This window comes from Rhodoferax sp. (assembly GCF_028689295.1).
GTDB lineage: Bacteria > Pseudomonadota > Gammaproteobacteria > Burkholderiales > Burkholderiaceae_C > Rhodoferax.
In genome coordinates, this window is record NZ_JAQTWL010000036.1 from 1 (window position 1) to 11,987 (window position 11,987).

Annotated in this window: 11 protein-coding genes and 1 pseudogene; 7 read left to right on the forward strand and 5 right to left on the reverse strand. The window is 55.8% G+C overall.

All coding sequences use genetic code 11. The features are described from left to right. Window positions 1-219 (reverse strand): hypothetical protein (locus tag PHF15_RS15965; protein ID WP_300122705.1); only part of this gene is annotated, 219 nt, incomplete at its 3' end. 76 nt (window positions 220-295) lie between these two features. Between PHF15_RS15965 and PHF15_RS15970 the strand changes: the two genes are divergently transcribed. From PHF15_RS15970 to PHF15_RS16000, 7 genes are all read left to right on the forward strand, one after another. After that, a complete protein-coding gene (locus PHF15_RS15970; RefSeq protein ID WP_300122708.1) occupies window positions 296-1,102 on the forward strand; it encodes a type IV secretion system protein in 807 nt (268 codons plus the stop codon). An 11-nt stretch (window positions 1,103-1,113) separates the two neighbouring features. Next, complete coding sequence (locus PHF15_RS15975; RefSeq protein WP_300122710.1) at window positions 1,114-2,238, forward strand: TrbG/VirB9 family P-type conjugative transfer protein; 1,125 nt, start codon at window positions 1,114-1,116, stop codon at window positions 2,236-2,238. A gap of 515 nt (window positions 2,239-2,753) precedes the next feature. Further along, window positions 2,754-3,707 (forward strand): TrbI/VirB10 family protein, encoded by a 954-nt coding sequence (locus PHF15_RS15980; RefSeq protein ID WP_300122712.1) that lies wholly within the window; start codon window positions 2,754-2,756, stop codon window positions 3,705-3,707. 144 nt (window positions 3,708-3,851) lie between these two features. Then, window positions 3,852-4,469 carry a hypothetical protein gene (locus PHF15_RS15985; protein WP_300122713.1) on the forward strand — a complete coding sequence of 206 codons (618 nt, stop codon included), beginning with the start codon at window positions 3,852-3,854 and terminating at the stop codon, window positions 4,467-4,469. 21 nt (window positions 4,470-4,490) lie between these two features. Next, entirely contained in the window at window positions 4,491-5,867 is a 1,377-nt protein-coding gene (locus PHF15_RS15990) for an LPD7 domain-containing protein (protein ID WP_300122714.1), read from the forward strand. Window positions 5,868-5,898: 31 nt separating this feature from the next. Next, on the forward strand, window positions 5,899-6,078 hold the full coding sequence (locus tag PHF15_RS15995; protein ID WP_300122716.1) for a hypothetical protein: 180 nt from the start codon (window positions 5,899-5,901) through the stop codon (window positions 6,076-6,078). Beyond that, entirely contained in the window at window positions 6,071-7,225 is a 1,155-nt protein-coding gene (locus PHF15_RS16000; protein WP_300122717.1) for a zincin-like metallopeptidase domain-containing protein, read from the forward strand. Before PHF15_RS15995 ends, PHF15_RS16000 begins: the two co-directional genes overlap by 8 nt. A gap of 331 nt (window positions 7,226-7,556) precedes the next feature. Here the strand turns inward: PHF15_RS16000 and PHF15_RS16005 are convergent, their stop codons facing one another. The 4 genes and pseudogenes from PHF15_RS16005 to PHF15_RS16020 form a co-directional block, all read right to left on the reverse strand. Further along, a complete protein-coding gene (locus PHF15_RS16005) occupies window positions 7,557-9,098 on the reverse strand; it encodes a transposase (RefSeq protein ID WP_300122719.1) in 1,542 nt (513 codons plus the stop codon). A 308-nt stretch (window positions 9,099-9,406) separates the two neighbouring features. Next, window positions 9,407-10,780, reverse strand: a complete 1,374-nt coding sequence (locus PHF15_RS16010; RefSeq protein WP_300122720.1) for an outer membrane protein transport protein — start codon at window positions 10,778-10,780, stop codon at window positions 9,407-9,409. Window positions 10,781-10,871: 91 nt separating this feature from the next. After that, window positions 10,872-11,732, reverse strand: a complete 861-nt coding sequence (bphD, locus tag PHF15_RS16015) for a 2-hydroxy-6-oxo-6-phenylhexa-2,4-dienoate hydrolase (protein ID WP_300122722.1) — start codon at window positions 11,730-11,732, stop codon at window positions 10,872-10,874. Between the two features lie 70 nt (window positions 11,733-11,802). Beyond that, window positions 11,803-11,987 (reverse strand): annotated as a pseudogene (locus PHF15_RS16020) (4-hydroxy-2-oxovalerate aldolase); the annotation flags it as partial.

Consider the following 11,987-nt stretch of genomic DNA (forward strand, 5'->3'; position numbering starts at 1 on the left):
TTTTTTGGCAAGTGTGCAGCTGTGCAGGTAAATGTGGGCGTCGGTGAGGTCCGGTTGTGCCTGAAGTTCATACGCAGCGTCCAGCAGCAGGGTGCGCAGGTCTCGCGTGTTTTTGAGGTCGTGCGATTGCAGCTGGAAGTGGCGGCCCAGTGCATCTGACACTTCGCTGTGGTCGTCAGGGTTGCGACGCACGGTCCGGTAGGGGTTCTGTTCTTGCATGGGTTTTATGTGCGCATTAAATTTGTGGCGCGTATTTATTTTAATACGCGCAAATAAATGATGCAAGTTCAACACATTGCAGGCGGCTGGCTCGGGAGGCCATTTTCTGTTTGTGGATGGTGGAGTTGGTAAATGTGCCCTTACCCGCCGGCTGGGCTCCATGCCTTCCCTTCTTTGTGCTGCTTGCGCCAAAACGGTATTCGGCAACAGCACTCAAAAGGACGCATGCATGTCAAAACAAAATCCATACCTCAACGCCCGCCGGGAGTGGGATGAGCGATACGGAGGGTTGATCTCACGCGCTCGCAATTGGCAACTGATTGCGGTTGGCTCCTTGGCTGTCGCGGTTGTGGCTGTGGTGGGCATTGCTTTCATCGGGTCCCAATCAAAGATTCAACCGTTTGTGGTTGTCACCGATCAGCTCGGCTCTCCGGTTGCTGTGGCCCGTCCTGCGCCGGTTGCAAAAAGTGATTTCGACAAGCGGTTAATGGTGGCCCAACTGGCAGCCTTCATCAAAGATGTGCGCTCCATGCTGCCAGATGCGGTTGCCCAACAGGTCACGCTCAACCGGGTGTATGCCATGGCGGGCCGTGACGTGGCTGCATTTCTGAATGATTTCTTCAAAGACAACTCGCCCTTTTCGGTCGATGGCTCGGTCACCCGCGTTGACATTTCATCTGTCATTCCCCAAGGGGGCGAAAGCTACCAAGTGTCCTGGGTGGAAACCAAAGCCAGGCCCGGCGCGACGGCTGTGGCGGAACACTGGAAAGCGGTCGTCACGGTCGGGATTGACGCCAAGCTGGCAGAAAGCCCCAAAGTCGCGCTCTGGAACCCATTTGGCATTTACGTCAAGTCCATTTCCTGGACAAAAGAAGTTCTGTAAAGGCAGTCATCATGAAAAAATCCCTCCTCACCCTCACCCTCACCGCTCTTGCATTGGCTGCCAGCGCATTTGCACAGTCAAATACTGCTGCTTCGCCCACAAAGCCTGCCGCCGTCGAAACCATCGAAGCGGACGATCACAGCCTGATATCCACTCAACCATCAATCCCACGATCACCTCCGGCTGTTGAAGCCCTGGCTTTGCACCCTGCCCCTGCATCACAAAAAATCACAGCATCTCCAGACGTTTTGGCTCCGTCACCTGTGCTGCCAACAGCCAAGGTCCAGGTCAGAAAACTTCCTGTCGCCGATGCCGCAAGGCTTGCAGCAGCGCAACGCTGGGAACAAACGGGCGTGGCTGATGCGCTGGTCGGTGCCGGTGGCGTTGTCGAATATCCCTATGGATATTCACGCCCGACAATCACTTGCGCCCCCTTACACGTCTGCTCTGTAGCACTGCAGGACGGCGAGGCCGCGACCAGTGTGTCAATTGGCGATACGGTGCGATGGTTATTACAGACCGCAACAGCCGGGGCAAAGCCGGTGATGATGATCAAACCGACACAGGCGGGCCTCTCAACGAACCTGGTGGTGACGACCGACAAGGGACGCATTTATTACATGCACCTGGTCTCAAACAAAACCGAGTACGTGCCTATGGTGAGCTGGTATGACCCGGCTGCCATGACACGCGATTTGAGTGCTGAGGCGCTAGCGTATGCACGGCAAAAGGCGGAACTTGAGGCAACGATTGCGGCCACCAAGCTTGCCGCTGAACAAGCCAAAGCCCAAAGGGTCGTGGCGGACAAGTCGGTAGGCAAGCTTGATCCGACAACGCTTGATTTTGGCTACAGCTGCACCGGTGAGGCTGCATTCAAGCCTGCACGGGTCTTTGCCAATGACACACACACGTTCATTCAGTTGCCACCAGGCACATCAGCCAGTGATGCACCAGCGGTGTTCAATGTCTCCAACAATGAAACCGAGCTGCTGAATTCACGGCTGGTGAATGGCTACTACATCATCGATGGCAAACCCGCCAAGCTCAGTCTGGTTCTGGGTGTGGGCAACAGCGCCCAAACCGTCCAGTGCCAAAAATCATCGCCCAATAGTCTGTTCAGTTGGGGCGGCAAATGATGTTCAGATTTGGCAAGAAATCCCACGCTGACGATGCAGCGGACGTTGAGGTGGCGGCCATTGATGGCCCAGGTCAGCCTCTGAAAATTCATACGCCACCGCCTGGCACCAAGCGACTGTCCAAAAAAGGCCAGTTTTTACTCTTGGGTGGCGCGTCAACGGTGGCATCGGCGATTTTGATCGGCGTGATGATCAGTGGCAAAAGTGGTGGTCAAGCTGAGTCTAAAAAACAATTGACCGCAAGTGACGCACCAGGCCAAACGGCTCCTTACAAGGAAAACACTGAAGACCTCCAGCGCAGAGCCACTGTTGCCGCTGCAGCGGTAGGCAATCAAGCCACTCTTCAAATGACTGATGGCCAGCAAACAGGGCCATTAACAAGCCGCTCGTCAAATCCAAAAGGCAGTTCTGGGGGAACCCAAACTGCCAGTGGTGGTGCCTCACCGCCCTCACCCGCTGAGGCACACCGGTTGTGGCTGCAAAAGCGCAAGTATGAGCGCATTCAGGGGCACATCATGGCCTCTGACTCAGCCGAAACCTCTGACATCAACAAGGGTGGTGCAGCGCTAGCTACCAAATCGGCTGCGGGAGGAATCGTGGGCATGAATGCTGATGGTGAGGCCGTGGGTGGTGGTGTGACTCAACAGCTGTCAGCCGCCAATGGGCGTGCTGCGAATGCGCGTGCGTCTGCCACGGCTGAGGCCATGCGCATGGCGAATTTGCCAGCTGGGGTGACAAGTACCAGCAGTATTTCAGGAAATTTTCCTGCCACTCTGGCTGGTGGCGCATCCGCTGGCCTTGACCCTGCGGTGGCGGCCCAGGCCCGCAACAAGGCATTCATGAAAGAAGCGGCTGACCAAGGCTACTTGCCAGAATTGCTCAAACCCAAATTGGGCGAATTTGAACTGACGGCTGGCTCCGTCATCCCCGCCGTCATGCTGTCCGGCATCAATTCTGATCTACCTGGCACCATCGTGGCCCAGACTCGCCAAACTGTGTATGCCACCAATGAACCTGACGCTGTGTTGATTCCGCAGGGCTCACGCCTGATCGGCAGGTATTCGGCTGATGTTGCTTATGGTCAATCTCGGGTGCTGGCTGCCTGGGATGAACTGATTTTTCCCAATGGTTCACGGATTTCCCTGCGCGGCATGTCGGCAGCCGATGGTCAGGGTCAATCCGGCATGGAAGATCAGGTCAACAACCATTTCTGGAAAACCTGGTCATCGGCGCTGTTGGTGTCGTTTCTGGGAGTTGCCGCACAACAGTCGCAGCCACAAAACCAAGGGGCATTCAACACGCCGTCCGGCTCAGCTCAAGCCTCTGCTGCGGCCATGACTTCCTTGAGTGATGTCAGCTCGAAGATTTTGCAAAAAAGTTTGAACATTTCACCCACGCTGCAAGTTCGTCCTGGCATGGCGTTCAACGTCATGGTCAACCGCTCGATCATCTTGCCGACATACCACTGATTTTGAGCATGTCAAAGCCAGGCCGGTCCACCAAGGCTTTTCATTTGCGCCTTCCCGGTATGGCTTAAGCCAGTCCAGCGGGGGTTCACCACCCTTCCCCCAAGTCTTGTGCTGGGCTGGCCTCCTCCAAAGGAATACCGCCCCATGTTGAAAAAATCCGGCTTATTTTTGCTACTTGTCCACAGCATGGGCGCCCTGGCTCAAACCGTCAGTGGCACTGTCTTTTGCGCTGGAACGACATTTGACCCGTCACCTGCATCAATTTCCATCAGTGGCACGGTTGCCGCAGCCGATGCTGGCCTGCCTGGCGCCATCTGGGTTGGCATTGAAGACCCTTTGAGGCCTGGTTACCCAGCGGCGTTTTTGACGCCCACCGGCTGGATGGCCTGGACGACCGGCGGCTTTCCAATTTACGTTGAAACACCGGCAATAGGTACAACTTTTTCGTACTCAGCGTGTATCCCAAGCTCCCCAACTGGCGGTGGCTGTGCTTCAACAAGTGCCGATTTTGTTGGGTGGAAAGTTTATGCGGGCTATGGAGTCTTAACGCCTGAACACCAAACCTTGATTGGAAAGCGGCGCGCATCGCTCGACCTGGCCAAACCCTGGCTGCAACAACAGGGAAAGTGGCGCGTTGACTATGACGACGACCTTGCCTTTCGCAATGCACTTGTTCAAAAGTCAGCAAACGATGGCCGCTGGGGTCCGGCTCTGACGATTCCATTTATCAATTGCACGCCGCCTGACTCCGGTGGCCAATGAACTTGTACCTGAAAGGCATCGATGGAAAATTTGACGGGTGAGCAACAAAAGCGAATTGCCCTGCTGGATGCGTATGAAGCCAAAACTGCACCGGAGCGCCAAATTCGCAATGGCGGGATTGATCAGCACGAACAGGAATTCCGCGAAAAGTGGCTGCAATTGCAGTCCAGCATGGAAGCAACCCGTGGCGATCTGCAGACCAGGCTGAAAGGGCTGAATGCCTCTGAACAGTCCATTTCTGCGTCAGTGGCCATTGAGCTTGCCAAATTGACGGAAGGTTATTACGCCGAAAAAGACAAGGCCGCTCGCGTACTGGATGGCACATTAGCCAAACCGCAGAGCTGGCTCGATTTCTTGAGGGAATCGAAGCTGGAACAACCCGACGATCCAACATTTGACGGTTTGATCGAAGAAGCCGAAAAAGCGCCGGACTCTGGCCTGGAAGGCTTCACCAAGCAAACCGCACCCAACATGGTCCTGACCGATTTGCATGCGCGCGAGGGCAAGGATGGGGTCATGGAATACACCCGCGGCCTGACTGTGGCGGTGCGGGATGTGGGTGACCGCCTGGATGTGCGCAAAACCGATGATCGTGACGTTGAAGCGGCACTCAAGATTGCCGCCAAAAAGTTTGACGTGGACAAAGGCCTGCTGTTAACCGGCGACACCGCATTCAAAGTGCGTGCGGCGGAAATTTCCGGAAAATTAGGCTACCCGTTGCAAAACACAGAGCCTGAGGTATTGCGGGCCTGGATGAGAGGCAAACAGGTCTCCCAAGGGCTTGAACGCGCCCGCATTCCAAGTATCGACGCAGGTATCACGGGTGATCCGGCCAAGAACCTGACGCTGGCACCTGTCGGCAAGTCCATCCTTCGTGCCGATCAACGGACGATTGATGTGTTGATGAAAAAACCTGTGGCCGGTGTTGACCTGGTGGGTGCCGACAGGATTTCCATGCCTGATGAACGCATGCTTGCGGCCAATGCCAGCATCAAGGATCTGGGTTATCAAGCGATTCACCAAATCGCCAGGGCCGACCTTGAAAAGCCAGACGGTGGCGTTGAGCCCGATTCTGTCAATCTGCTGCAAGAGAAAGGCATTTTGGACACCGACGGGAAGCTCACACAGCTTGGAACAGATGTCGTGATGGTGCGTGATGACCGCGTCATCAGGGAGCGCGAAGCGCTGGAACCTTCGCAGAAGGCAAAGATTGCACAGTATTTCAAAACCTCCGGCGACTACGTGCGTGAGGCGTATTTGGAGGCCCGGGAAACAGCCGCACCGGAAGTGGTCGAGGAGAAGAAAGAACAAGCACTTGAAAAGGAAAACGCCTTTCAAGTAGGCGAAAAAATACCCAAAGCTCGTCAACACGACTTTGAAGAAGGCATTGAACTTTGATCAACCAAGCCCGACCTGTTCGGGCGTTTTTATGAAACGAACCATGCAAGCTCAAATGATTCTCTCCCCGGACACCATGGCAGCAATGGGCATCGCGGCCGACGCTGATGTGCATTTGATTCGTGATGCAGACAAGCTCGGCATCGATCTCATCGGCCCCGAGCATGATGAGGTGGACCCCTCGGATTTTGTCGAGGTGAATCATGACTGAGGCCAAAAAAGACCTGCGTGAACAGATCACGGAACGGATTGTCGCCTCATTGGAATCAGGTGTCATGCCCTGGCGAAAGGGTTGGACCAATGTAGGTGGTGTTGCCGCCGGACTGCCCCGCAATGCGGTTTCCGGCCGCATTTACAGCGGTGGTAACCGGCTTATGCTGATGATGCAGGGGATGGACAAGGGTTATGCTGATCCACGTTGGCTGACCTTCAAACAGGCGCAAGGCTTGGGCGGTGGCGTCGCCAAAGGTGAAAAGTCAACCCCGATTGAATACTGGGACGAACTGCCCTTTCATCGCCGCCGCGATGTTGACATCACGCTCAATGGCGCTCGCGTCAAGCTTGGTGAAACGCCAGAAAAGAATGCGCAATCTGTCAAGCTGGCCAGCGGGCTTGAGGTGGACACCCGCCAACTGGTTCTTGAAGCTGGCGGAATCAAATACAGCTGGAAACAGGCAGAAAAGACACTGAATTTGCTGTTTGAAAAAACCAGCCATGCCTTCAACGTCGAGCAGTGCACCGGATTGTCCATTGAACCGATGGCAACCAAAAGAGACCGTCCTGCCATTGAGAAGATCGCTGCTGTTGAAAAAATTGCCGAAGGTATGAAACTGGATGGACTGAGGCTTGGCCATGGGGGTGATCGGGCTTATTACTCCCCTGCACGCGATGCCGTTCAAATGCCAAACCCTGATCAATTTGAAAGTCCTGAAGCCTATGCTGGCACCTTATTGCATGAACTCGGTCACGCAACTGGCGGTGAAAACAGGCTAGGTCGTCCACTTTCAAATGGTTTTGGCACGGAAGGATATGCCCGTGAAGAACTGGTTGCAGAGTTGTGCAGCGCGTTCGCCAGTGCCGAGACCGGTGTGCCGTTTGACGATAAAAATCACGCGGCCTACATCGGGTCGTGGCTTGAAGCACTTAAAGGCGACAAACATGCGGTTTTTGCAGCGGCAAAAGCTGCGTCAAAGGCCGTTGACTATCTGATTGAAAAAAGCCTGGCCGTTGAGGTCAAGCAGAACGTTGAGCATACAGCGGATGAGTTGCAAGTGGATCCGGCTGGAGCTGAAGTTCTTGAACCCTTGAAAGTCACGTCGGCAAAAGTAGCTGAAACCGAACCTGCGCTGGAAATATAGCCTTGGGTGCGCTGCCCCTGCGAGTTGAAGTTCAAATTTTCGTCATAAACAACGCGATTTATCCGCCGCAACAGTTGCATCTATTGATGTAGTGAGTGGCGAATTTGATGGACTGAATTTCACGATCGGTGATGGACGCCCTGGGCAATGTAGAACTACGCCCTATCGCATTTTCACCTCAGTCCGAACCGGCTAAATCAATGGCTTCGAAGCCGAAGCCACTTCAGCAGTTCACAATAACCAGTCATGGGATTTTGGACCGCGGCTGAGGTAGATCACCAGATACCATGTCGTCAAGGGAAGTTTCGTCGATTGAACCTAAATCCGGCAGTTACCCTGCCATCGTGAGTTGATCCGTTCGGTGCCACGGCGGCAAAGGGCGGGTTATTTTCGCCACCACGTAGTCCAGGAACGTCTTCCAACGGTCTGTCAGAGGCAACTGCTCCGCAACATCCCTTACATGACTCAAGGCCGCGCGGATATTGGCGATGAGCCAGATCAGCTTGTCTTTTGCGGCGTGCATGGGCGTGAGATACAGCGTGGTTTGTCCCGCATGCTTGACGGCTCGGCCCACACTGGCGAGCAATAGCGCTCGGCTGGTGATGGCCTCCATCCTGACGCCCGGCTTGGCGGCCCGGCAATACCATGACCACCAGTTGTACACGAGCGCCACGGCGCGGGCACTGGTCTGACAACGCTCAATGTCCTGGGTCGTGAACCCGCCCCAACCCCACTGATTCTTCAACTCATCAAAGCCGTTTTCGCAGTCCGCTCGGTCCCGATAGAGCTGACCGAAAGCGTCCAAGGCGTAGGCGCTGTTGGTCACCAACACCGCGTACTCCCAAGCCTGCACGTCTTTGTCGGGCATTAGCAGTTCAATTTGCTCGCCCGGTTCATTCTTGATCTTGCGACTCAGCGCCAAATCGGCTTTAACGGCACGACGCAGTATGACCACCCGACGCGATCTGTCCCAGCCCGAGAGTTTGAGGGTGTCTTCGACGGCGCTCCAACCCTGGTCGCTGGTGCCGGGTGTAGTCCAGTCATCACGCGCGAATTGACGTGCCAATAATTTTTTGACGCCTACCGTCTGGCGCAACTTGAACAGGTAGGGCTGGGCACGATCCTCCAGTTCGGCAATGAAGGGCTCGTTGCCAAAGCCGCAGTCCCCCCGAACCAAGGCCGGGCGCTGCTGGTCGCCCAGCTTTTCCAGCACGCCGATCAGGCCAGGTCGTGCTTTGGCAGCGCTGTGCTCTTTGCCGGGTGAGACAACCACGTCCAGCACCAATCGCAGGTTGGCGACCCAGTAGGTGTGCAGAGCGTGGCTGGGGCGACCAGGCTTGTGCGGGTTGTAGCTGACCTCAGCCCCGCTTTGCTTGCCGTACAAGGGTTTGATGGTGGTGTCGATATCCAGAATCCACGGGGTGTTCAATGCAGCTTGCACGCTACTCAGGAGTTGGGGCACAAGCCAAGTTTGGCTTTGTTGGGCGTTCATGCGTGACAACGAGCGACGCAACGCGTCTTCGATGATGATCTTCTGCATTGCTAGAATCTGCGGGCTCACCGCGTCGCCTCGCAGCCCAGTGATGTGAGCGTAGCTGTTGTGACCGGCCAGTATCGCCAGCAACCATGTTCCCAGCACATCACGTTTGCTGTGCGCGTTGGGGCTGGTGTAGCTCAAGGGACAGCTGTTGGCCCAGGATTCGTAGATGCCAGTGGTGGCCAAGAACTCAGCGAAGAAGGTCAGCTTTGCATTCGGTGTGGCGCTGGCGCTATGGTCCCACTGCACGTGAACTCGACCGCCCGGGATGTCCACCACCATGGACTCCAGTGCCTGTGTTTGGACAGCAACTTGACTTCTTTTTGCTTCACCCATTTGGTGACCTCGATAAATCCGTTGAAACTGGCTCCCAGTCTAGCTTGCAGCCGGTTTATGAGGCGTCAACTGCCGGAAATAGGTTTATTGGCACGGGCAGACGAGTGCATCAACACGCAAGTTTCGCAAGCTAATGTCGAATGGCGGGTTAGTTGCACCACCGCACTGGCCAGCACGAATAGACCGGATGTAAGGCTGCAAACCCTTTGAGCTCCCTCACACCGCCGAATCTTGCTTTCCTAGCGACGTCCATGCGAGGGACTAATCAGTACTTATTCTTCGTTAAAAACGGTTTGCTTACGGCTATTTCAGAAGCTGTAGGTATAGGCCAGACCGATACTGTCCTGGGCATGCTCTGCCCTTATCGGCGCGGATGTATTGGGCAAACTGGCGTTATCCATCTTCTTCTTGAAGGAATGGTTCCAGGCAAAATCCACCTTGCTTATTGGCGAGAGCTGATAAGAAAACCCCGCCGAGCCGAACGTCGTCGGAATGCCAGGCATGACCGCCAGCAGGGTCTCGGAGCGCAGCGCCTGGGTCGTGAAACGGGCGCCACCTCGCAGCGTCCACTTGCCGGTTTGGTAAGCGGCTCCGAGCGACAGGGCGGTCTGATCCTTGAAGTTTAGCGGCAACAAAATGTCGATATTGGCACCGCTATCCGCCACAAACCCGACATTGACGTTCTTCATGGCGTGCTTCCAGAATATCCGGGAGATGTCGGCAGCAATCATCCATTTGTCATTGAACTGGTGGCTTATGCCAAGATTCAATTGCGCCGGCGTTTGAAAGTCACGCACGCTGATCCTGCCTTGGAGCGGAACCTGGCCGACCACGGCGTCGACCGCAGTCAGGGTGGCATCACCTTCCATGTCAGCTATGTGGCTCTCCATGGAATACGCGGCACCCAGAACCGTCTCTTTCGAGGCCTTGTAGGTCAGCCCGATGCGTCCGCCAACACCCCACGCATCAGCACCACTGGCCACTGGCTGGTTCCTGGTAAAGCTTAAATGTGCACCGCGCAAGTCAGGCAAGCCCCCGAGCACGGGCACGAGGCTACCGCTCGCCCGGCCCGATCCGATCAGCGAACCAACCTGATCGGCGCCAAGCAGCATCTCGAGGTTCATGCCCTGCCATATCGCATCGAGACTTGCGCCCACTGTCAGCTTGTCATTGACTTCGTAGCTTGCCGCAAAGGGAATGTTCAAGGTCAGCAGGCGACTCGAGTTTTCGAGCCCGGTAGCCAGGCCGCCGGGGGCGCGGGAAAGAAAACTGCTGTTTCCATATTCTGTTCCAAGCCCGCCTTGTGGAAAGACACCGACGCCAAGCGCCAAGGAGCCGCTGTGATGGGTATATGCCAATTGGGGTGCGGCATAGGGGCCGCGGTTGTTGGAGTGATCCAAAGATCGGGCAAGCTCCCCTGTCGCGGGGTTCCTGATTGAAAGGTCAGCAAATACCATATCCATGCCGAGATGGAATTCCGACCCCTGGGGCATCAGCGACAGTGTCGCCGGATTGGTCATCATGCCGGCAGCACCCACATCGAACGCCGTGGCCGCACCGCCCATCGCCGCCGACACCGGGCCATGCCCAACGAACCGAAATACGTCGCTGACCGCCAGTGCCGACTGAGATGTGATTGCCAATACCCCGGCGGTGATCGGGCCAATTAATCCTTGTTTCATTTTGTCTCCTCAGAAATAAATAATTCTTTAACGAACGAGCATCTCCATTTGCCCGCCCGTCTTCTTTTATAGGAAAGCCTTGGCTTTCTCGTTAGGCCTGCCGCAGGAAATCAATCACCAGGCGGTTGAATTCATCGGCATGCTCCCATTGCGCCCAGTGGCCGCACTTGGAGAACACATGCAAACGCGCGTCGTCAATGTTCCAGACCAGCTTCAAGCCGTGGTCAAGGGGAACGAAGCGGTCATCACGCCCCCAGGTAACGAATGTCTTGGCCTTGATTTCTCCAAGCCTGGCAGACACATCCCAGCTTGAAAGCGGCGCCTTTTGCGCGCTGATGAGGAAGTTCTTCAGGTGCTCCGGGTGGCGCTGAATGGCTTCCCAGCGGCCCTGCAGCAACTCCTCGGTAATGAGGGACTGGTCGTACAAAAACACCTGAATCATCTGTTTCAGGGTTTCATAGGACGGCTCCGCGTACAGTTTGAACAGCAGCTTGATGCCTTCCATCGGCATCGGCGCGAACATGCTGGGGCCAAGGCCGCCGGGTCCCATCAGAATGAGTTTGCCGATGCGCTCAGGGTATTCGATAGCAAAGTTCAGCGCCGTGGCGCCCCCCATCGAGTTGCCGACCAGGTGCGCCCGGTCGATGCCCAGCGCATCCATCAGCCCTTTGACGGCACGGGCGTTGACCAGGCCGCGCTGCTCGTCCATCACCACCGCGTCCGACTTGTTGAAGCCGGGCGAGTCTTTCAGGATCACCCGGTAGCCGGCGTCGACAAAGGCGCCGATGTTGCGGTAATAGTTGCTCCAACCGCCAGCGCCGGGGCCCCCGCCATGCAGCATGATGACGGTTTCGCCGTTACCCGCTTCGTTGTAGTGAATCTTGAAATCTGAAAAACCTTTTTCATTGATTTTCACGAACTTGCTGGTGGAACTTTCGGTGAGTGCTGTCATTTTTTATCCTTTAAGTGAGTGGAGTGGAAACTAGTCAGGCGGCGCGCTTCATGCCGCGCCGGGTTTGAATTCATGCGGCGGTCAAGGTCAACCCACGTTCCCGCGCCATGGTCATGGCGGTGTCTTCAATCATGTCTTCCTGGCCGCCGACCATACCGCGGCGGCCCATCTCGACCAAAATGTCGCGGGCGCTCACGCCGTATTTCTTCTCGGCGCGTTTGGCAAACAGCAGGAACGAGCCATATACACCCGCGT

What these genes read in the sequence shown, in the direction of transcription:
- PHF15_RS16005 (WP_300122719.1), bottom strand. Translation starts at nt 9,098, where the DNA reads ATGGGTGAAGCAAAAAGAAGTCAAGTTGCTGTCCAAACACAGGCACTG.
- PHF15_RS15990 (WP_300122714.1), top strand. Translation starts at nt 4,491, where the DNA reads ATGGAAAATTTGACGGGTGAGCAACAAAAGCGAATTGCCCTGCTGGAT.
- PHF15_RS15975 (WP_300122710.1), top strand. Translation starts at nt 1,114, where the DNA reads ATGAAAAAATCCCTCCTCACCCTCACCCTCACCGCTCTTGCATTGGCT.
- PHF15_RS15995 (WP_300122716.1), top strand. Translation starts at nt 5,899, where the DNA reads ATGAAACGAACCATGCAAGCTCAAATGATTCTCTCCCCGGACACCATG.
- PHF15_RS15985 (WP_300122713.1), top strand. Translation starts at nt 3,852, where the DNA reads ATGTTGAAAAAATCCGGCTTATTTTTGCTACTTGTCCACAGCATGGGC.
- PHF15_RS16010 (WP_300122720.1), bottom strand. Translation starts at nt 10,780, where the DNA reads ATGAAACAAGGATTAATTGGCCCGATCACCGCCGGGGTATTGGCAATC.
- PHF15_RS15980 (WP_300122712.1), top strand. Translation starts at nt 2,754, where the DNA reads ATGGCCTCTGACTCAGCCGAAACCTCTGACATCAACAAGGGTGGTGCA.
- bphD (WP_300122722.1), bottom strand. Translation starts at nt 11,732, where the DNA reads ATGACAGCACTCACCGAAAGTTCCACCAGCAAGTTCGTGAAAATCAAT.
- PHF15_RS16000 (WP_300122717.1), top strand. Translation starts at nt 6,071, where the DNA reads ATGACTGAGGCCAAAAAAGACCTGCGTGAACAGATCACGGAACGGATT.